Here is a 20736-nt window from a genome sequence, read left to right as displayed (position 1 = left end):
CATGAGCCTTTAAAGCATCAGGGCCAAGCGTCGCGCGACACGAATTCCAGCAGGGCTGATATCCACACCGTAGGCCAATACTTCAACGCCTGCCTGTTTGGCCTCAAGCAAGGCCGCAGCATAAGCCGGATCAATCTCACTGGCCGCGCGCACCGCCGTGACCCCAGACAGGTTCACGCAATAAAGCTGCACGGCGCGCACGCCGTCTCTGGCCAGAGCCGCCAATTCGCGCAGGTGCTTGGCACCGCGCTCGGTACGCGCATCGGGGAATGCCGCGACATCAGTATCGGCAAAGCCCAAGGTGACGCTTTTGACTTCGACAAAGGCAAAGCCTGAAGGGTATTCAAGCCGAAAATCAATCCGACTGCGCTCCTGCCCGTAAGGCACTTCGCGCTTGAGTGCAGTAAAGCCGTTCAGCTCGCTGATCACCCCAGCATTAAGCGCTTCTTCAACCAAGGCATTCGCTCGCCCAGTGTTGATGCAGGCCAGGCGCCCATGCGGGGTCTCGCCTATTTCCCAACTGCCCGGCAACTTGCGCTTCGGGTCATTGGAACGGCTAAACCAGACCCGCGCGCCCTCACTCATGCAATTAAGCATTGAGCCGGTGTTGGCACAGTGGATCGTCAACAATTCGCCGCTGCTGGTTTCAATATCCGCTAAAAAGCGCTTATAGCGGCGTAGCAAGCGTCCTTCTTCCAGTGGTGGATCAAACTGCATGTGCACTCCAGCTTTTCAGGCCACGGGCAATACGCTCGACCGCTTCCTGTAAGCGCGGCAAACTTTGCGTGTAGGCAAAACGCACATGCTGCGCGGCCTGATAACGGCCAAAATCCAAACCCGGAGTGAATGCGATGTGCTCGTTTTCAAGAAAGTGCTCACAAAAGGCAAAAGCGTCGCCGCCGAAAGCCGAGATATCTGCATATAGATAGAAGGCGCCTTCCGGCTCAACCGCAATTTTAAAGCCCAACTCTCGCAACGCTGGCAGCAAGAAATCGCGCCGCTTGGCAAACTGCTCACGACGCTGCTCAAGAATCTCAATAGTTGCTGGCTCAAAACAGGCCAGCGCAGCATGTTGAGCCATGCTTGGCGCACTGATGTAGAGATTCTGCGCCAACTTCTCAAGCTCAGGCACAGCCGCTTCAGGCGCGACCATCCACCCCAGACGCCAACCGGTCATACCGAAGTACTTGGAGAAACTGTTGAGTACGAAGGCGTCATCATCGACCTCAAGCACACTGGCCGCCTCAACACCGTAAGTCAGGCCATGATAAATCTCATCCACCACTAAATGGCCGCCGCGCTGCTTAACGGCCTGCGATAAACCCGCCAGCTCTTCACGCTGCAAGATAGTTCCAGTCGGGTTAGCCGGTGATGCAACCAAAGCGCCGACACTGGAGCTATCCCAGTGCCGCGCCACCAGCTCGGGCGTCAGTTGATAACGCACATCAGGACCGACTGGAACCAGTTGCGCAGCCCCTTCGATCAAGCGCAAAAAATGACGATTACAGGGATATCCAGGATCAGCCAATAACCAGTGCTTGCCTGGGTCAACCAACAAACTACTGGTCAGCAGCAATGCGCCGGACCCGCCCGGGGTAATCAGAATCCGCTGCGGATCAATATTCAGCCGATAACGCTGGGCATAAAAAGCCGAAATCGCTTCACGCAATTGCGGTATCCCGCGTGCCGGGGTGTAGCGAGTATGTCCCGCCGCCAAGGCGGCCTGCCCGGCAGCGACTATCGGCGCGGCCGTGGTGAAGTCCGGCTCGCCGATTTCAAGATGAATAACATCGTGACCCTCCGCTTGTAACTGATTTGCGCGGGCCAACAGCGCCATCACGTGGAACGGTTCGATCGCGCGGCTGCGTGCACTGTAGGGCTGGGCCATGGGACTGCCTTGGCAAGTAAACAAACGGTGGATTCTAACCAACCAGCCGTTAAAACGGCAGCGAACTCAGCTTTAAACGTCTTCAACGAAATAAAATCATGTAAATCTGCTGTTTATTACCAACTTATTTAAACAGGCACCGAAAATAGCCAGAAGCCATCTAATACAGGCTTTTACTGCTGACGCAGAGTTGGATTATCAATAAAAACAGGTGCATATAAGCCGTTCCACTACTCAAAACCGCAATATGCTAGACAACCGGGAGTAGCGCGATGGGTATTGATCTGGTAAGTTCGCCCGCTTGCAGCCGCAGGGCCGACCGAAATCGGCCAAGGGATATCATCCTGCGCAGTAGAATTGAGAAAGTGAGAGGCGGTCATCCATGCCCACCAAAGCAAAAGCAAAAAGCGGTCAACTGATTCGTGGCTTCGAACCCTACCAAGAGGCTAAGGGTGAAGAGTACATGGGTGAGCCTATGCGTGCGCACTTCACCGGCATCCTCAACAAGTGGAAGCTGGAGTTGATGCAAGAAGTCGATCGTACAGTGCATCACATGCAGGACGAGGCAGCCAACTTTCCTGATCCAGCAGATCGTGCAAGCCAGGAAGAAGAGTTCAGCCTGGAACTGCGCGCCCGCGATCGTGAGCGTAAGTTAATCAAGAAGATTGACGAAACCCTGCAGTTAATCGAAGACGAAGATTACGGCTGGTGTGAGTCGTGCGGCGTTGAGATCGGCATCCGCCGCCTTGAAGCCCGCCCAACCGCAACGCTTTGCATTGACTGCAAAACGCTGGCGGAAATCAAAGAAAAACAGGTCGGTTCCTGATCTGAAAAACGGGGCGCTAAGGCGCCCCGTTTTGTTTCTATCCTGTGCCGTTTCTATCGCGCACAGTCGCATGCATTAGCTTGTCTAAACCTGGCTCGTTAGCATGAATAATTCTGCCTACATCGGGCGTTTCGCCCCCACGCCCAGCGGTTACCTACACTTCGGCTCTCTCGTCGCAGCCCTTGCCTCGTATCTCGACGCGCGCGCGGTCGGTGGACGCTGGCTGGTACGCATGGAAGATCTCGACCCACCGCGTGAAATGCCCGGGGCACAGACAGCGATCATGGCTTCGCTGGAGAGCTATGGTTTTGAGTGGGATGACGAACTGGTGCGTCAAAGCGAGCGCCATGAGCACTATGAGCACGTGTTACAACAACTGTTCAGTCAAGGTCTGGCCTACGCCTGTACCTGCTCACGCAAGCAACTGGAAGCTTACAACGGGATTTACCCAGGATTTTGTCGCAACCTCGGCAAGCCGCTCGACAACGCGGCAATACGCGTGCGTGTGCCCGAACTCATTTATGACTTTACTGATCGTGTGCAGGGTGAGTTTCGCCAGCACCTCGGCCAGGAAGTCGGTGACATGGTGATTCGTCGCCGCGATGGTTTGTATGCATACCAGCTTGCAGTGGTGCTTGATGATGCGTGGCAAGGCATTACCGATGTGGTGCGTGGTGCAGACTTACTCGACTCAACGCCGCGCCAGCTGTATCTACAAGAACTGCTGGGCCTCGCTCAACCTCGCTACTTGCACTTGCCGCTGATTGTTCAGCCTGATGGCCATAAACTGGGTAAGTCCTACCGCTCACCGCCGTTAAAGGCTGAGCAGGCAACTGCACAACTGCTACGTGCCCTGCGCGCCTTGGGCCAAGCGACCCCGGCTGATGCGGCCGACTCGCGGCCTCAGGAGCTACTCAAATGGGCGACCCAACACTGGGACAGCAACTTGATACCGCGCAAACTAACATTGGCTGAAGCCGAGCTTCCCTAAACAGCTTCCGACCTTCTTACTCACTTCCCACACACAGGATGTCAAATGAAAGCCCAGCTCGAAGAATTGATCAGTAAAATTAGCTCGGGCTGTATGCTCCCTGAAGAAGTGGCCAAAATTGCCGATGAAGCCGCGCAAGCCTATGCCGATCCGCAAGCGTTCTTAGCCGCCAACCCGGATATCAATTATGACGACAGCTTCCCTATCCCGTTGGGCGAGTGGGTGGTGGTCGGCAGTCTGCCGGAAACCGTGCTGTTTCAGGCTGACAGTTATGACGCGCTGTTCCAGCAAATTGTCGACTCGTTCGGGCCGCAGGTCAGCTTTGTACTAAAACCTAAGCAGTTGGTGAAAGTTGAGCCGCTAAAAGCGCTTAATCGTATCCAGGTACAACTCAGCAGCCTGAGCCCGGAAACCAAGGGTTATGTGCTGGTTGATTTAAGCGAGCCGCTGGATGACGAACTGCAGGCCGTGCTGGTTTACAGCACCGACCTTGAACGCGTCATGGCGTTGGCGGTTGAAGCAGGTATTTACGCAGCACCTGCCTATGAAGCACTGAAAGCCGCACAAACTGAGGAATGAGCAGTTCTGCGCCGACCTGAGTCGGCGCAGCCGTATAGCTAGACAGCTAAAGCTTGCCGTCCAGCGCCCGGAGGAATAACTGGCTGTACTGCGCCGCGCTGAACGCAATCGGGTTAGTGCCTGCTGAGGCATCAACCTGGGCCATAGTACCGACACGCTCGATCTGCGTATCATCGATGCCAATCTCGGCCAAGCTGTGCGGAATTCCCACCTCCTCACGCAGCGCCAACACCCAGTCAAGAACACCGTTGAAACCCACATCCGGCAAATTCAGATAGCGCGCCAGCTTCTCCATCTGTGACGCAATCTGGGCCTTGTTAGCTTGCAGCACATACGGCATCAGCACTGCGTTGAGTAAGCCATGGTGCGCGTCATACAAGGCGCCTAGTGGATGTGCCAACGCATGCATGGCACCCAACCCACGCTGAAATGCAGTCGCGCCCATGCTTGATGCCACCAACATTTGCAGACGCGCCTCTACATCATCGCCATGCGCAACCGCTCGCGGTAAAAATTGCTGGACCATGCGCATCCCTTCAAGCGCAATACCTTCAGCCATTGGGTGAAACAGCGGCGAGCAATAAGCCTCCAGATTGTGCGACAGCGCATCCATGCCCGTGGCGGCAGTAATTCTGGCGGGCAAGCCGAGGGTTAATTCGGGGTCGAGAATCACCACAGCCGGGAGCATGCGCGCATGGAAGATAATGCGCTTGATATGCGCAGCAGAATCAGTGATCACCGAAGCACGCCCGACTTCGCTGCCGGTGCCGGCCGTCGTCGGTACCGCAACCACCGGCGCCATGCCTGCAACATTCACTCGGTTGCAGTTGTCGCCAATGTCTTCGAAGTCCCAAAGTGGGCGATCTTGCCCAACCATCAGGGCGATGGCCTTGCCAGCATCCAATGCTGAGCCGCCACCGAAAGCGATCACCCCGTCGTGCTCACCCGCTTTGAAAGCGGCGACGCCAGCCACGACGTTATCACCGGTCGGATTACCCTTTATCGCCGAGAACACGCCAACTTTCAGCCCGCCATCTCGGCACTGCGCCCGCGCTGCCTCAATCATCGGCAACGCAGCAAGGCCGGGATCCGTCACGATTAACGGCGCGTGCATACCCAGGCTGCTGCACGCCTGCGCCAACTCGGCAATACGCCCGACACCGACGCGCATCGCGGTCGGGTAATTCCAATTCATCCGGTACTGATCAAGACTCATATCGACCTCACAATTCGGTTTTGAAGTGAAAGGATTTTGCTCGGGTCAGGTGCTCGAAGCCGACACTCGACAAGGTGCAGCCTCGCCCGGAGTTCTTCACACCAGTCCAAGCCAGCGCTGGGTCGAGATAATCACAGCGGTTGAGAAATACAGTGCCCGCCTCGACTTGATCAGCCAGCGCCATTGCCGCTTCTATATCGCGACTAAAAATTGCCGCGGTCAAGCCAAACTCACTGTCGTTCATCAGGGTCAGGGCTTCCTCATCGTCTCTAACCTTCTGCACGCCCACCACCGGACCAAATGATTCCTCGGTCATCACCCGCATGCGGTGATCAACATCGGTCAGCAGTTGCGGCGCCATATAAGCAGTGCCGCGTTGATCCATGGCGAAGTCGGTGGGGTCAATGTGCGCAGTAGCGCCCTGCCGCGTCGCCTCTTCAATCTGCCCACGGACAAAATCGGCCGCCTGCGGTTTTACCAACGGCCCCAAGGTGGTTTCCGGATCATCCGAACGGCCCAACTTGTAATTGTTGACCAACTCCACCGCTTGTTTGACGAAGTCCTCATACAGCGACTCATGCACATAAATGCGCTCAATCCCGCAACAGGATTGCCCTGAGTTGAAAAAGGCCCCGTCGATGGTGGTTTCGACCGCATAGGTCAAATCAGCATCGGCGCGCACATAAGCGGGGTCTTTGCCGCCAAGCTCCAGACCGGTGCTGATGAAGCGTCCGGCAGCAGCGCGCTCAACCATCGCCCCGCCCGGCACCGAGCCGGTAAACGCCACGTGCTGCACGGCAGGTGCCTGTATCAGTTTTTCGGTGTCTTCATGGCTAAGGTGCAAATATTGGAAAACCCCTTTGGGCAGCCCGGCCTCATGGAACGCCGCCACCATGCGTTCAGAACACAGCGGCGTCTGTGCAGAATGTTTAAGCAATACCGTATTACCGGCCAATAACGCCGGTAACACCGCATTCACTGCGGTGAGGTAAGGGTAATTCCAAGGGGCAATGACCAACGCGACACCGAGCGGCTCACGGCGGATAAATCGTGTGAATCCAGTTTTTTCAGGCAACTGAATATCAGCCAGTGCCTGCTCGGCAATATCGGCCATGTAGCTTGCACGCTCAACAAAGCCTTTGATCTCACCAGCGGCGTAACGAATTGGACGGCCCATCATCCAGCACAACTCTTGCGCCAGCAGGCCTTCTTTAGCGCTGAAGGCCTCAATCGCTTTGCGCGCAATGGCAATGCGCTCGCTCAAGGGCGTTTGCTTCCACTGATGCTGGGCTTTTTCCGCGTCCGCCAGCGCGCTTTCAATTTCGGGGGTGGTTGCCAATTTCCGCTCAACATAAACCGAGCCATCAATGGGTGAAATACATTTCAAGGTAGTCATAAAACACTCCAAACATTCACCAAACCTTGCCATCTTGGAGCAAGGGTAAGCAGTCTTTGCCTGTGCTAGATAATTTCGAAGTAGCGCTCAAGCTCCCAATCGCTGACGTGTCGGCGGTATTCACGTTCCTCCCACTCACGACTGGCAGCAAAGTGCTCAACAAAGGCATCACCAAACATCTCCCGAGCAGCGCTGGAGGCTTTTAAGCGCTGAGCTGCATCCCACAAGGTGCGCGGCAGGGCTAAATGTTCAGGATGTTTTTGCTCATAAGCGTTGCCCACGACGGGGTCGGTCGGTTGCCACTTTTGCATGACCCCATACAACCCCGATGCCAGGGCGACAGACAACGCCAGATACGGGTTGGCGTCCGCTGCGCCGAGGCGGTACTCCTGACGCTGAGATTTATCGCTACCGGGAATGACCCGCAACGCAGCCGTACGATTCTCGACACCCCAGGTAGCATCGGTCGGCGCCCAGAAACCAGGGATCATCCGCCGGTAACTGTTCAACGTGGGCGCGACCATGCACAAGAACTCCGGCATCAAACGTTGCTGCCCCGCCAGGAAGTGACGTTGCAGCTCACTCATGTTGTGGTCCTGGCTAGGGTCGAAGAATGCTGATTGGCCATTGCTGCGATTACGCAGCGACACATGAATATGACCGCTCTGCCCCGGATATTTACCCGACCACTTGGCCATAAAGGTCGCCATCAAGCCGTTACGTTGGGCCAACACTTTCATAAAGGTTTTGAACAGCGCGCCTTTATCGGCAGCATCCGCGGCATGGTCATAAGCCAGCGCAGCTTCGAGTACGCCAGGCCCGGTTTCGGTGTGCAGGCCTTCGATAGGGAAGTCCATGATCTCAGACATTTCGAGGATCTGTTGATACAACTCGCTATGCACGGAGTTTCGAATCATCGAGTACCCGAACCAATCAGGCGTGAAAGGCTTGAGGTTGCGATAACCTTTCTCGCGCACCGACTCAGGCGTTTCATCGAACATGAAAAACTCATATTCAAGCGCTGCAAAAGGGTCATAACCCATGTCTTGGCAGCGCTTGATAACCTTGCGCAATGTGCCGCGTGGGCAGACCGCTTCAGCTTGCAAATCGAATTCCGCAAGGAATAACAACATGCCATTCTCGAACGGAATATCGCGGCACGTATCGGGTAAAATGCGCACCGGCGCATCGGGGTAACCGGTATGCCAGCCGGTGTAGCTGGCGTTGTCGTAAAGCTGGTCTTTGACATCCCAGCCGAGCACCACATCGCAGAATGCAAAACCATGCTCCAGCGATGAATAGAATTTGCTGCGGCTCATGTACTTACCGCGCATGACCCCGTCGTTATCGAACAGTCCGACTTTGATATGACTAAGATTTCGCTCCTCGATAATACGCTTGGCATCCTCGATGGTTTTCACATCCCGCGGATTGAGCATGACACCCCCTGTTGAATTGTTTTGGCCAACATCCAATGGAACGCGTTAGCTGGGTAAATCATTGCGGCAGTCTTAAACGCACAACGCCTGAGCCCGCTTAAACACTGGCTCAGGCGCATATGCTTTGCACTTATCGATACGGCGAGCCAGCCTTGGCCATCAGTGCATTGTATTTTTTGAATATCTCAACCACTTTGGCGCAGCGCGGGCTAGTCTTGGCAATCTCATCCCAAAACAGTTGCGCCTCGTCTTCAACCTTTTTCCACTGTTCCGGTGGAATGCTGGTGAGCTGCAGCTTGCTGCCCTCAACCCGCAACTGCGCCTCACCGCCCCAATACCAGTGCTGGCGGTAATAGTTGGAACTGTCCATGCACAGCTTGAACAAGGTTTGCAGGTGTTCCGGCACCTCGGCCCATTTTTCTGAGTTGGCGAAGTAGGAGCCACACCAGGCACCAGAAATATTATTGGTCAGGAAGTACTTGGTGACGTTAGCCCAACCGACGGTGTAATCCTCGGTAATCCCGGACCAGGCAATACCATCGAGTTCGCCGGTTTGTACGGCTACCTCAACATCTTCCCAAGGCAAGGTCACTGGAACCACACCAAAACGCGAGAGGAATTTACCGGCGGTAGGAAAGGTAAAAATACGCTTACCTTTGAGGTCGTCCAGACTCTTGATCGGCTCAACTGTCGCGAAGTTGCACGGGTCCCAGGCACCAGCACCGAGCCAGGTCACGCCCTCCACTTCACCGTAGGCTTCCTCCCAGATTTCTTTTAACCCGTACTTTTCGAACAGTACCGGCACATCCAGGCTGTAGCGCGTGGCAAACGGGAAGTAACCGCCAAACACCGCGACATCAACAGGCGCCGCGATTGAGTCGTCGTCACTCTGTACTGCGTCAATCGTGCCGCGCTGCATGGCGCGAAACAGCTCGCCAGTTGGGACCAGCTGATCGGCGAAATACAACTGGATTTCCATCTGCCCATTAGCGGCTTTGTTGAAGGCGTCGATGGAAGGTTTGATGACGTGTTCAGCCAATGCCGGGCCAGCGTAGGTTTGCAATCGCCAGGTGATCTTTTTCGGTTCAGCTGCGTAAATATGTGCAGAACCCAGCGCTGTAGCCCCAACTGCGCCGGTAGTCACTGCAGCGGTTTTCAGAAAATCGCGTCTCGTACTCATGCTGTGCTCTCCAATAGTGTCGATTCAGATGCAATACAACCGCAGATCGGCGCCCACTCTTTCGGTGGGCGCGCTTTATCAGGCTCGCGAATACTCGCTAACCCAGTTGTGCGCACAAACTGAACAACGCGCACGGTTTAACTGACGCACACCTCAACGCGCGTAATGCCATTGCGGCAGCCACAAGGCTATTTGCGGGAACACCATCACCAACACCAGCGCCAGCACCATGATCAACACGAACGGAGTGACGGAGACGTAGATATCCCGCAAGGTGACTTCAGGCGGCGCCATGGCGCGCATCAGAAACAGGTTGTAGCCAAAGGGTGGCGTCATATAGGCAATTTGGCAGGTGATGGTGTAGAGCACGCCATACCAGACCAGATCAAAACCTAATGCGCCGACCAGTGGCACGTATAACGGCGCGACAATCACCAGCATCGCCGTGTCGTCGAGAAACATACCCATGAGGATGAATGAGACCTGCATCATGATCAGTACCTGCCAAGGGCTCAGGTCCATGCGGTCAATAAAGAATGCTTCAATCGCCTTGACCGCACCCAAACCATCAAACACCGCGCCAAAGCACAGCGCTGCAAGAATGATCCACATGAACATGCAGCTGATCGCCAAGGTCTTGCGCATCGTTTCTTCCATCACCACGCGATTCAAGCGACGCTTGAACAGTGCCGCCAGCGTCGCAGCAGCAGCCCCAACCGCGGAGCTTTCGACCAGACTGGTGATGCCCATCAAGAATAAACCGGTCATGCTGAAAAAGATAAAAAGCGGTACGACTCCGGCTTGCAGCAAGCGAATTTTCTCGCTCCAGGTAATGTCCTTGCGTTCCTCTTCACTGAGTGCCGGGCCAAGCTCAGGCTGCAAGCGGCAACGAATGGCGATGTACAAGACAAACAATCCGGCCATCAGCAAGCCGGGAAATACACCCGCCAGCCACAGTTGACCAACAGGTTGGCGGGCGATCATGCCGTAAAGCACCAGCACCACACTTGGCGGTATCAAAATACCCAAAGAGCTTCCTGCCTGAATCACACCGGTGACCATGATTTTGTCGTAGCCACGGCGCAGTAGTTCGGGCAGCGCGATGCTCGCGCCAATCGCCATACCGGCGACACTCAAGCCATTCATTGCCGAGATCGCCACCATCAGGGCAATGGTGCCGATCGCCAGACCTCCATTCAACGGCCCCATCCACACATGAAACATGCGGTACAGGTCCTCGGCCAAGCCTGACTCGGAGAGCATGTAGCCCATGAACACAAACAGCGGCAAGGTCAGTAGCGGGTACCACTTCATCAGCTTCATGGCAGCACTGAAAGCCACCTCGGAACCCCCATCGCCCCAAAGCATCAACGCCGACACAACGGCGACGAAACCAATCGCGCCAAATACGCGTTTACCGGTCAGGAGAAGCAACATCATTGAAGAAAACATCATCAACGCGATGAGTTCATACCCCATTACAAGGTCTCCCCACGCGCTGCAGCGACATCTTTGAAAAAGGTGGCAATTGCCTGTAATAGCATCAGGAAGATACCAATACACATGACTATCTTGATTGGCGCCATAGGTGGCGACCATGCGGAATAGCTTGTTTCCTTGTATTCAAGGGCGTACATCGTTGAGGAAATGCCGCCGTACAACAAAAACACCAGATAGAAGATCAGCAATATCACGGTGAATGCATCAACCAGCGCCCGAGTGGCTGGCGACCACCGACTGTAAATAAGGTCCATGCGCACATGCGCATCAAGCTGCATCGAATAGGCGCCGCCGAGCAAAAAGTAAGCGACCATCAAAAACTGCGCACTCTCCAGCGTCCATTCGGCGGGCTGGAAGAAGGTCTTACTGATCGATGAGTACAACAAGACGCCCAACATGGCGAAAATCAAGTACATCGCAAATCGGCCAACCGACCGATTGATTTTCTCCACCCCCCTGACAAAACCACAGATGACCCTGCGCATGGCGATCCCTGCTTTTTCATAGTTATCTCGTCAGCCTAGTTGAAGATCAGATAAAGCCAACTCCCGCCGCTCAATATGCGAGCAGCCAGATACGGTCTCGACACGACTCACGCGCCGGGCAGAGCTAATGTTTTAGCACTGGGCGGCGCTTAATCACCCAGAGCTTAATCCCCCAGAAAAGTGATTAGCGCAGCGCTGGTGCGCAGCGGATCTTCTTCTTGCGGAACGTGGCCAAGGTCTTCAAATATCACCAAACGACTACCGGCAATATCTGTAGCAAATCGCTCAGCACTGAAAACAGGAATCAGACGATCCTCGCCTCCCCAAATAATCAGAGTTGGCACCTGTAGTTGTTTTAACTGCGCATAGCCAGTGTTCTTGACCTGATGAAACCGCTCGCGCAGCGCTTGGCGATTACCTTCACGCAGGGTGAGTTGATAGTAACGATCAATCAGTTCATCCGTGACCTTGGACGGATCGCCATAGACATTGCGGACGCTGGACTCAATCATTTTGTATGGCAGAATTTTACCCATCAGTGGCGCTAGAATCGGGTTCTGCGCCAGTCGAAAACCCAGCGGTACTGAATTCGATTGACGCGGGTAGCCGGCAGCATCGACCAATACCAAACGCCCAACCTGTTGCGGTTGATTGAGCGCATATAGCCAGGCTAACTGGCCACCAAAACTATTGCCAATCAGGGTGACCCGTTTAAGTTTAAGCTGCGCAAATAGCTGCTGTAGAAAGCGTTGGTAACGCTCAACAGTGTAATTGCCGTCCGGGAATGGGCCGGTTAAGCCAAAACCTGGTAGATCAATACTGATCACTCGATGCTTGTGCTCAAGTTGCTCAACCCAGCCTTGCCATGTGTGCAGGCTCGCAGACGTACCATGCAGTAATAACAGCGGCTCAGGATCATCTCGCGGGCCTTGATCACGAATGTGCACCTGCATGCCGTCGATACCCACAAACATCGATGGCGACTGTGCCCAGCGTGCTTTCAGTTCATCGAGCGGCAGGTCTGGAGCCCAGTTGAACACCACGAACCCGCCAATAAACAGGATGATAATCAGCACAGTACCGCGCAATAATTTCATCAAGCGACGCATTATTTATCCTTGATCTGCGGTGTTACGAACAAAGCGTAGCGGCTATCGGCGCGAAGCATGGCGATGATCCACCCCGTCACAATCCAGCGTCACGCAAACGCTGCGCATGCTCAACATAGAGGCGCACAGGGTCAGCACCTTTACCGACAAGACCAAAGGTCTGGTTGATGATATCGAAGTGATCCAGCGGATAGTCGTCGCCAATTACGGTGCCCAAATGCGAGCTGTAGCGACCGACCATACCGTCACACTGACCCTTCTCCCGGCGAAAGGTCTTGGCGAAGATCCGGCACGCCACGTTTGGACCATCAAACCGGTTACCCCCGCGATTGGTGATGCCCGGCTGTAAAGTGCCAGACCACGAATAATAGCGGACCCCATTGACCTCAGCCGCGCCCTCGCCACCCCATGTCTGCGGCAAACCTTGCGGGTATTTGCGATTGAACTCCGCCACCCCGGCGCTGGTTAATGAGCCATGTGCAGCCGCGATATCCACAGGCAACGGTGGTCCTTTATAACCTTGTTCAAGCCAGCCCATCACCCTTACACAACCACGTAGCAGCAGCCTCAGACACGTCTCGGTAAAGCTGCCAGCCGCTGCTTTATGGGCCAGATAATCGCCCAGTTCTGAGCCGTGATTAGGCCCTGCGATTGAGGTTACAGAAGCAACCCACTCAGGATGCAAGGCTGCCGCGTAGCGTGCCGTTAAAGCGCCTTGGCTGTGCCCTAAAAGATGCACTTTTTCAGCACCGGTTTTGGCCAATATATCGCTGATATGTGCCAATAGCTGCTCGCCACGTATCTCGGTAGAGTTCAGCGGCGAAACCTGAACCGCATAGGTTTTAGCGCCTGCGGCACGCAGCGCACTGACAATCCCATACCAATAGGGATACCCGAGCAAACTCACATAGCCCAACATTCCTGGAACCAGGACCAAGGGGTAGCGCACAGTCGCGGATGGGGTCATCAACTGACTTCCTTGTTTCAACTGACTTAAAGAATCACGGTGATATACCCGTGCACCGGTTCACTGGACAAACCCGCTTAACCACACGATCAAGGGAGAATCTGAAAAGGTAGCGAGCAAGGCAGTAATACCTCGCGCAGTAGTTTTCCAAGGGTTCCCTAACGCTGTGACCTAGCTTAGCTGACCGTGCCAAAACAGTACGTCTAATGCAGGTTTATGGATGTACCGCGCTCATCATCAGCACAATCGATGAACACTATTAAAGCGCTCAAGTTCTTATTTTTAGCCATATCTCTAGTATTGACTCCCGTAAGCACCACACACCTATTCAAGGAGTCAGACATGAAAAGCAAACTCGCTATCAGCTTGGCACTAAGCCTATTTGCCGCAAACGCATTCGCTTTGCCAAGTTCCAGCCCACAACCGCTGTTAACTGAACAGAAAGACAACTCAGAAGTCTTTAATATTCTGGACCCATTGGCTGAGGACGGTTCATCACGCACTCCAGGCGCGCAATTTCGTGTCGCTGAGGGTGGCGCTCAACGCACGCTAGACGCCCGCACCACTGGCTGATACTTGTGCTACGAGGCTAACCGCTAAATGACCAATAGAACCCAGACAGGCAGCGTCAAAGCTCCGAGAACGGTAGATAGAAATACCGTGGAGCTGACGCTGCGCACATCGTCCTGAGTTTTTGCAAAACCGAGAATATTTACCCCGCTCGGGCATGCAGCCATCAACACCAGCACACTCCGTGCGCCATCATTCAGTTGCGGCAACAGGCTACTGAACCACCATACCAATGCCGGAAAAGCCACCAGCTTGATTGTCGTCAGAGCCAGCACACTGCCGCTCGGACGCAAACGGAAACGCGACAAGCTCGCCCCGAGAACAATCAACGCGCAGGGCAACGCTGCCTGACCAAGCCAGGTGACCATCTTCCACAGCGGTTCCGGCGCAGTCCAACCCGACAGATTAAGCAGCGCGCCTAGCAGCAAGCCGATAATCATTGGATTCGCCAAGTTCTTCAGCAGCGCTCGCACATTGACCTTCTCGGGGCTACCGAACGCGGCATAAAAGCTCTGCATCGAAAACAGCGTCAGGCTGTGGAACACCAAAATAGCGAACAGATAACCCAGGCCGTCATGCCCCATCAAGGTGGTAACGATAGGGATACCGACCAGCACGTTATTGGAGAACGTCGCAGCCAAACCAAGCGGTGTCGCCACGCCGCGCTGGCGATGGACGATAAAATTGACGGTACTGAACACCACGACCACGGGCAAAAAATAGGCGAGCAGTAGTGTTATCGACAAACCATCATCCAGTGGCGCCTTGGCAATACCGGCAAACAATAACGTCGGCATAAACAGCTTGAAGGTGATATTGGCCAGCCCGGCGGCAGTTTCAGTGCTCAACCACTGGCGCCAACCCAAAAGGTAACCGAGTACGATCAAACCAAAGATTGGCAAAATTGCGAGAACAGCAGGCATATCCCCAAGGCTCCTCAACTGCTAGATAACCGCCTGACGCGCCCTGACGTGCCGAGCTAGAGTGCCTGCAAGCATACCTGCGGCGCACTCGACAACATAACAAATCGACAACACAACTTCTAAAGCAATCTACAGTCATATGACTGGTGAACTTAATAATAAATAACTGCTGATTTCGAAGGGAAACACCATGAAAAATAAAGTTCTAGGCGTTGCGTGTGCACTGACGGCCCTCGCGGCACTGTCTGGTTGCGCAGGAGACAAGCCTGAAAACCCGGTTGACTACTTCACCTTCAATGACCAGCCTCTGGTTAGAGATGTGGTCGACGACATGACTAAAAAGGAAGTGCTGCAGGTTGGCGGCCAACCTTCAACCGAGATCACCCGCAGTGTCGAACCTGGCACCTGTAACAACTACATCCTCAACAACAAGGGTCATCAGCAGCCCTACTACGTCAGCTTCAACTCGGCAGACCGGGTCGATGGCAAAGGCTTTATGAGCTGCCAGCAAATGGAAGAAAATGCGCGTGCCCGCGCACGTGTCCTGGGTTACTGACCCGTCGCAATCTTAACCCCTGGGAAACTGCTTCATAGGTACTGCGTTTAATGCGCACAGCAGACACAAGCACGCTAGAATCGACGTCCTTGCGAGCCATTTGTTAAAGTGGGCTGCAATCTTCCGGAAGTCTTAGCTGATGCAACCTCGCGCCGAACAAAAACTGCAGACCCGCCACGCCCTAATGGACGCGGCACGCAGCCTAATGGCCGGGGGTCGTGGCTTTTGCAGCCTAAGCCTGCGCGAAGTCGCACGCGCAGCCGGTATTGTACCGACTGGCTTTTATCGCCACTTTCAAGATATGGACTCACTGGGCCTGGCGCTAGTTGCTGAGGTCGGCGAGACATTTCGCGGCACCATTCGTAAGGTGCGCCACAACGAATTCGAGCTAGGCGGCCTGATCGACGCCTCCGTGCGTATATTCCTTGATGCGGTGGATGCCAACCGGCCACAGTTTATCTTTCTTGCCCGCGAGCAATTCGGTGGCTCGCTGCCGGTACGTCAGGCCATTGGGACATTGCGCGGACGCATCATGGCCGACCTCGCCGCCGATCTGGCGCTCATGCCTAAGCACCAACATCACGGCAGCGAAGAACTTGAGCTTCTCGCCGACATGATTGTTAAAACGGTGTTTGCCACCCTGCCAGAGCTGATTGATACCCCACAAAATCCCCTACCGGCTCACCTGCAGCCTGCCGCCAAGATGATTGAGCAACTGCGGGTTATCTTCATTGGCGCAAAATACTGGCACGTGCCCGGCTCCCAACAATTGGCCAGACACATCAAGCGCACCAAAGTGGCGCAGTAAAGCCTTAGGCGCACCAAATAAAACCTGTCTAACGCATCAAAAATCACCATGCCCTCGCTACAGCCCGCACCATTTCTGCGCTATACCGCATTGGCAAGCCCCTTGCTCTATAACGTTGAATTGTCCTGTCGGAACACAACGCATGCTGGTGATTCATCAACGTATCAAGCCTCAGGAAAAATGGGACGCAGAACTGCTGCTGACCTTTGAGGCACGCAGCAAAAGCCGCCTACGCTGCTTCACAACTAGCGGTGAAGATGTAGGCCTGTTTCTTGAGCGTGGCCAACCGCCCCTACATGATGGCGAGTGCCTGCAAGCCCAGGACGGACGTGTAATACGCGTCGGCGCCCGTGTGGAACAACTGCTGCACGTTACCTGTCGCAGTCCGTTCGAACTGATGCGCGCGGCCTATCATTTAGGCAATCGACATGTCGCCTTGCAACTGGGTGATGGTTGGTTGCGCCTGCCCGATGACTACGTACTCAAAGCCATGCTCGAACAGCTTGGTGCCAAGGTTGAATTGATCGAAGCGCCTTATCAGCCTGAGCATGGCGCTTATGGCGGAGGACATCATCACTCCCATGCAGGCGATGCCGAATTCAGCTATGCACCGCGCCTGCACCAGTTTGGTGTGCGCAAGTGAATAAAGCCTGGGCGCTATTACGTTTAGCCAGCCCACAACTCCCCATCGGTGGCTACAGCTACTCACAAGGTCTGGAAATGGCGGTTGAGCAAGGCATCGTCAAGGATGCAACTAGCGCTCAACGTTGGATCAGCGACCAACTGCTGTGCAATCTCGCACGATTTGAAGCGCCACTGTTGCTCGCCCACTGCCAAGCAGCAGAACGTGATGACTGGGATGCCTTGAAGTCGCTCTCGGAGCAACACCGCGCTAGTCGCGAGACCCGCGAATTGCGCCTCGAAAGTCGGCAAATGGGTTATTCGATACAGCAACTGTTGCAAGGCCTGCCCGAACTCGACGCGCCAGCCCGCGAATTGTTCGAGCACCAGCAAGAACCGGGGCTAGCGCTCGGTTGGGCCTTAGCAGCACGTGCCTGGCAAATAGACTCGCAGGATGCTTTGGCCGCATGGCTTTGGGGCTGGCTTGAGAACCAACTGGCGGTGCTGATGAAAACCCTGCCACTCGGCCAGCAAGCCGCACAGCGCCTGACATCAGCACTGCTGCCGGCTCTACAACAATGCCAGCAACAATGTAATCAAACTGAACCCGCTCATTGGGGCAGCGCCGCGTTTGGCCTTGCGCTCATGAGCATGGCGCATGAGCGCCAGTACAGCCGACTATTTCGCTCTTAAAAGGAAACTCCAACATGAATAGCCAACCTTTGCGCGTCGGCATTGGCGGCCCGGTCGGTTCCGGCAAAACCGCGCTGACTTTAGCGCTGTGCCTGGCCCTGCGTGAACGTTACAACATCGCCGTGGTTACCAACGACATATACACCCAGGAAGACGCACAGTTTCTGGTACGTAACGAGGCGCTAGCGCCTGAGCGAATCATCGGCGTTGAAACCGGCGGTTGCCCACATACCGCGATCCGCGAAGATGCCTCGATCAACCTCGAAGCGGTTGATCAACTGAATAAACGCTTCCCCGGCCTCGATATCATTCTGGTTGAGTCAGGCGGTGACAACCTGTCGGCCACCTTTAGCCCGGAGCTTTCTGACCTGACGATCTATGTGATCGACGTATCCGCTGGCGATAAGTTGCCGCGCAAAGGCGGACCCGGCATCTGCAAGTCTGACTTGCTGGTGATTAATAAAATCGACCTCGCGCCGCTGGTGGGCGCATCGCTCGAAGTCATGGACCGCGACACAAAAAAAATGCGCGGCGACAAACCCTTTGTCTTCAGCAACCAAAAGATTGGCCAGGGCCTAGAAGACATCATCGCTTTCATCGAACGCCACGGCATGCTCAACGCAGCCTGACTTGAACACTCCAAGGACACCTATCATGAACCTACGTAAGACCCTGTTTGCCGTTGCTCTATTTCTCAGCCCAGCACTGGCCTTTGCTCATCCCGGCCACCACGAATCTGGATTAATGGCGGGCCTCGCTCACCCTGTGTTTGGCCTTGATCACCTGCTTGCAATGCTGGCTGTAGGTTTATGGGCCGCTCAGCAACAAGGCGTAGCGCGCTGGACCCTGCCGGTAACCTTTGTCAGCTGTATGTTGCTCGGCGGCGTGCTTGGTTTTAGTGGCGTAAAAATCCCGTTGATGGAAACTGCAATCGCCGGTTCTGTCCTGGCGTTCGGCTTGCTGGTTGCGGTTGCCGCCCGCCTGCCAGCGGCCTTGGCGCTGAGTCTCACCGCGATTTTCGGCCTCAGCCACGGAGTTGCGCACGGCCTTGAACTGCCAGCACTGACGAGCCCTGCAAGCTACGCAATCGGCTTTGTCGCTGCCACCGCAGCTCTGCACGCCAGCGGTTATGCGGTGGTGCGGTTTCTGCCACAAGCAGCGGCGCCTCTGGTGCGCATTGCTGGCGCAGCCTCAGCCTTGACCGGCGCATGGCTGCTTGCCAGTTAGTTCAAAGCTGCCTGTCGCCTATACAGCCTGCAGCCGAGCGGCTGTAGGTTTTCTTCAGCAACACGCGCAACTGTGCTCTGGGTCGTAATCCACATAGTATCGGCTCTGTCATAGTCAGCCTCCCTAATGTGATAACTCAGACCAGTCGGAATAATCATGCTGCGCGTCGTCCGCTTTCTAATTGCTCCCACGTTGCTTGTCGCCATCACCCTCACCGTGCTGGCGCTGACTAGCAAGCCCGCACAAACGCCAAAAGTACTCAGCTCACTTGGCGAACAAGCCTTGGTTATTGCCCACCGTGGCGGCCGCGGATTGTGGCCAGAAAACAGCCTATTCGCCTTTCAGCGCGCCAGCGCACTTGGTGTGGATATGCTGGAAATGGATGTGCGGCTAACCAGTGACGGGCAAATCGTGGTTATCCATGACGATAGTGTCGACCGGACCACGGATGGCGAAGGCCTTGTAGACAGTTTTACCCTAGAGCAACTGCAACAGCTGGATGCAGGCTACAGCTGGACTGCCAATGGCGGTCAAAGCTACCCATATCGCGATCAAGGTATTGTTATTCCGCAATTAGAAACGGTGCTGCAAGCTGAGCCCGCAATCGCCAAGGTCATTGAGTTAAAGGTCGCTGACAACGCCCTTGTGGACAAACTGTGCCAGAGCCTAGAAACCTATTCACAGCGCGACCGGGTAATTATTGCCAGCTTCTATGAATCCAGCCTGCAACGATTGCGTGAGCGTTGCCCCGGTGTGGCCACCTCAGCCAGCCCCAGCTCAATACGATTATTAATTGCCATGAACTGGCTAGGGCTAAGCAGCGTGCTTTCCCCCTCATACCAGGTACTGCAGATTCCCCCACGCCACAGCGGCGTGGAGCTTGCCAGTAGCGCATTATTCGAATCGGCTAAAGCACGAGGCTTGAGCGTGCAACTGTGGACAATCAACGAGCAGCCAGTGATGCGCAAACTACTGAACCTCGGAGCTCAGGGCTTGATCACCGACTATCCCGACCGCGCCCTGCAGTTGCTAGGGCGCCCTACACGCATTAGCGCACTTAGCGAATAAGCTAAAGAGTCTGCGGCTTACATCTGCTCAAAAAACGTACAACTTTGGCTGCGCTTAGTCTTACGTGGCCTACACCGCTTAGCCCGCAGGTTATCCACAGAACCACACACAGAGAACTGGGATAACTGTGCACACCTAATTGCCAAGCCACTGAAATAGTTGAATTATTTCTTGACTATCGGGGCTTGAAGCCAAGCTGTATTTGCCACAAAACAACTGTTTAAAAAACAACCAACGGCCGGCAACGCCTGATTTCATTGGGCTGTGACAATGCATACAATAGTTATCAACAGGCCTACCCACAGTAGTCGTGAACAACTGTTAATAGTCTGCCAAACCCTATCCTTACTTATGTAACTCTCTGATTTGCTTATTTAATCAGTATTGATCAATAAATGCACAAGACGCCGTAAGCTTAGTCTTTCAAGGCTCGCACGACTTAGCACGCAGGTTATCCACAGAATGCTGCACAGAGAAACTGGATAACTGAGCACATCATCTACGCCACGCCCTGAAATAACTGAATAAAAGCTTGACTATCTGGCCCTCCCAGCAAGATTTCTAACCCGCAAAAGCACTGATCAAAAAACAACCAATAGTCGTAAAAGCTTGATTTCATTGGGCTGTAACAATACATACAATAGTTATCAACAAGCCTACCCACAGTAGCCGTGGACAACTATGGATTATCGTC

The 20736-nt window shown here is 54.7% G+C and carries 22 protein-coding genes; 11 read left to right on the top strand and 11 right to left on the bottom strand.

The genetic code is table 11. The annotated features are described in order from the left end of the window. Positions 1–9: 9 nt before the first annotated feature. Both sfsA and B9K09_RS05275 read right to left on the bottom strand, forming a co-directional pair. Positions 10–717, bottom strand: a complete 708-nt coding sequence (gene sfsA, locus B9K09_RS05280) for a DNA/RNA nuclease SfsA (protein WP_087515837.1) — start codon at positions 715–717, stop codon at positions 10–12. Next, complete coding sequence (locus tag B9K09_RS05275) at positions 707–1888, bottom strand: pyridoxal phosphate-dependent aminotransferase (protein WP_087515836.1); 1182 nt, start codon at positions 1886–1888, stop codon at positions 707–709. The genes sfsA and B9K09_RS05275 overlap by 11 nt, the downstream gene beginning before the upstream one ends. A 382-nt stretch (positions 1889–2270) precedes the next feature. Between B9K09_RS05275 and dksA the strand changes: the two genes are divergently transcribed. The 3 genes from dksA (at position 2271) to B9K09_RS05260 (ending at position 4284) form a co-directional block, all read left to right on the top strand. Then, entirely contained in the window at positions 2271–2714 is a 444-nt protein-coding gene (gene dksA, locus B9K09_RS05270; protein WP_087515835.1) for an RNA polymerase-binding protein DksA, read from the top strand. Between the two features lie 103 nt (positions 2715–2817). Next, positions 2818–3705 carry a tRNA glutamyl-Q(34) synthetase GluQRS gene (gene gluQRS, locus B9K09_RS05265; RefSeq protein WP_087515834.1) on the top strand — a complete coding sequence of 296 codons (888 nt, stop codon included), beginning with the start codon at positions 2818–2820 and terminating at the stop codon, positions 3703–3705. Between the two features lie 45 nt (positions 3706–3750). Next, on the top strand, positions 3751–4284 hold the full coding sequence (locus B9K09_RS05260; protein ID WP_087515833.1) for a hypothetical protein: 534 nt from the start codon (positions 3751–3753) through the stop codon (positions 4282–4284). Positions 4285–4330: 46 nt separating this feature from the next. Here the strand turns inward: B9K09_RS05260 and B9K09_RS05255 are convergent, their stop codons facing one another. From B9K09_RS05255 to B9K09_RS05220, 8 genes are all read right to left on the bottom strand, one after another. Further along, on the bottom strand, positions 4331–5500 hold the full coding sequence (locus B9K09_RS05255) for an iron-containing alcohol dehydrogenase (protein WP_087515832.1): 1170 nt from the start codon (positions 5498–5500) through the stop codon (positions 4331–4333). Between the two features lie 7 nt (positions 5501–5507). Next, a complete protein-coding gene (locus B9K09_RS05250) occupies positions 5508–6896 on the bottom strand; it encodes an aldehyde dehydrogenase family protein (protein ID WP_087515831.1) in 1389 nt (462 codons plus the stop codon). Between the two features lie 65 nt (positions 6897–6961). Then, positions 6962–8335: a glutamine synthetase family protein gene (locus tag B9K09_RS05245; RefSeq protein ID WP_087515830.1), complete on the bottom strand. Its 1374-nt coding sequence runs from the start codon at positions 8333–8335 to the stop codon at positions 6962–6964. Positions 8336–8465: 130 nt separating this feature from the next. Beyond that, positions 8466–9515: a TRAP transporter substrate-binding protein DctP gene (gene dctP, locus B9K09_RS05240; protein WP_087515829.1), complete on the bottom strand. Its 1050-nt coding sequence runs from the start codon at positions 9513–9515 to the stop codon at positions 8466–8468. Between the two features lie 153 nt (positions 9516–9668). Then, on the bottom strand, positions 9669–10994 hold the full coding sequence (locus B9K09_RS05235; RefSeq protein WP_087515828.1) for a TRAP transporter large permease subunit: 1326 nt from the start codon (positions 10992–10994) through the stop codon (positions 9669–9671). Then, positions 10994–11500 carry a TRAP transporter small permease subunit gene (locus tag B9K09_RS05230; protein WP_087515827.1) on the bottom strand — a complete coding sequence of 169 codons (507 nt, stop codon included), beginning with the start codon at positions 11498–11500 and terminating at the stop codon, positions 10994–10996. Before B9K09_RS05230 ends, B9K09_RS05235 begins: the two co-directional genes overlap by 1 nt. Positions 11501–11664: 164 nt before the next feature. Further along, positions 11665–12609, bottom strand: coding sequence for an alpha/beta fold hydrolase (locus tag B9K09_RS05225; protein ID WP_087515826.1), 945 nt, complete (start codon positions 12607–12609; stop codon positions 11665–11667). Positions 12610–12685: 76 nt separating this feature from the next. Next, a complete protein-coding gene (locus B9K09_RS05220; protein ID WP_087515825.1) occupies positions 12686–13576 on the bottom strand; it encodes a triacylglycerol lipase in 891 nt (296 codons plus the stop codon). Between the two features lie 342 nt (positions 13577–13918). Here B9K09_RS05220 and B9K09_RS05215 point away from each other — a divergent pair, with 342 nt between their 5' ends. Continuing rightward, positions 13919–14149 carry a hypothetical protein gene (locus B9K09_RS05215; RefSeq protein WP_087515824.1) on the top strand — a complete coding sequence of 77 codons (231 nt, stop codon included), beginning with the start codon at positions 13919–13921 and terminating at the stop codon, positions 14147–14149. Positions 14150–14172: 23 nt separating this feature from the next. Here the strand turns inward: B9K09_RS05215 and B9K09_RS05210 are convergent, their stop codons facing one another. After that, positions 14173–15069, bottom strand: coding sequence for an AEC family transporter (locus B9K09_RS05210; RefSeq protein ID WP_087515823.1), 897 nt, complete (start codon positions 15067–15069; stop codon positions 14173–14175). A gap of 190 nt (positions 15070–15259) precedes the next feature. Here B9K09_RS05210 and osmE point away from each other — a divergent pair, with 190 nt between their 5' ends. From osmE to B9K09_RS05175, 7 genes are all read left to right on the top strand, one after another. After that, positions 15260–15625 (top strand): osmotically-inducible lipoprotein OsmE, encoded by a 366-nt coding sequence (gene osmE, locus B9K09_RS05205; RefSeq protein WP_087515822.1) that lies wholly within the window; start codon positions 15260–15262, stop codon positions 15623–15625. A 139-nt stretch (positions 15626–15764) separates the two neighbouring features. Continuing rightward, the gene (locus tag B9K09_RS05200; RefSeq protein ID WP_087515821.1) at positions 15765–16433 is read left to right on the top strand and encodes a TetR family transcriptional regulator; all 669 of its coding nucleotides are present in this window, start codon (positions 15765–15767) and stop codon (positions 16431–16433) included. A gap of 142 nt (positions 16434–16575) precedes the next feature. Further along, positions 16576–17076, top strand: coding sequence for an urease accessory protein UreE (gene ureE / locus B9K09_RS05195; protein WP_087515820.1), 501 nt, complete (start codon positions 16576–16578; stop codon positions 17074–17076). Next, on the top strand, positions 17073–17747 hold the full coding sequence (locus tag B9K09_RS05190; protein ID WP_087515819.1) for an urease accessory protein UreF: 675 nt from the start codon (positions 17073–17075) through the stop codon (positions 17745–17747). Before ureE ends, B9K09_RS05190 begins: the two co-directional genes overlap by 4 nt. Positions 17748–17761: 14 nt before the next feature. After that, complete coding sequence (gene ureG, locus B9K09_RS05185; protein WP_087515818.1) at positions 17762–18376, top strand: urease accessory protein UreG; 615 nt, start codon at positions 17762–17764, stop codon at positions 18374–18376. 25 nt (positions 18377–18401) lie between these two features. Then, complete coding sequence (locus B9K09_RS05180) at positions 18402–18974, top strand: HupE/UreJ family protein (RefSeq protein WP_087515817.1); 573 nt, start codon at positions 18402–18404, stop codon at positions 18972–18974. 156 nt (positions 18975–19130) lie between these two features. Beyond that, positions 19131–20042: a glycerophosphodiester phosphodiesterase gene (locus B9K09_RS05175; RefSeq protein WP_087515816.1), complete on the top strand. Its 912-nt coding sequence runs from the start codon at positions 19131–19133 to the stop codon at positions 20040–20042. Positions 20043–20736: the final 694 nt, after the last annotated feature.

This window comes from Pseudomonas sp. M30-35 (assembly GCF_002163625.1).
Taxonomy (GTDB): Bacteria; Pseudomonadota; Gammaproteobacteria; order Pseudomonadales; family Pseudomonadaceae; genus Aquipseudomonas.
Note: the sequence above shows the minus strand (reverse complement) of the source record. Positions and strands in the feature narration are given on the sequence as shown.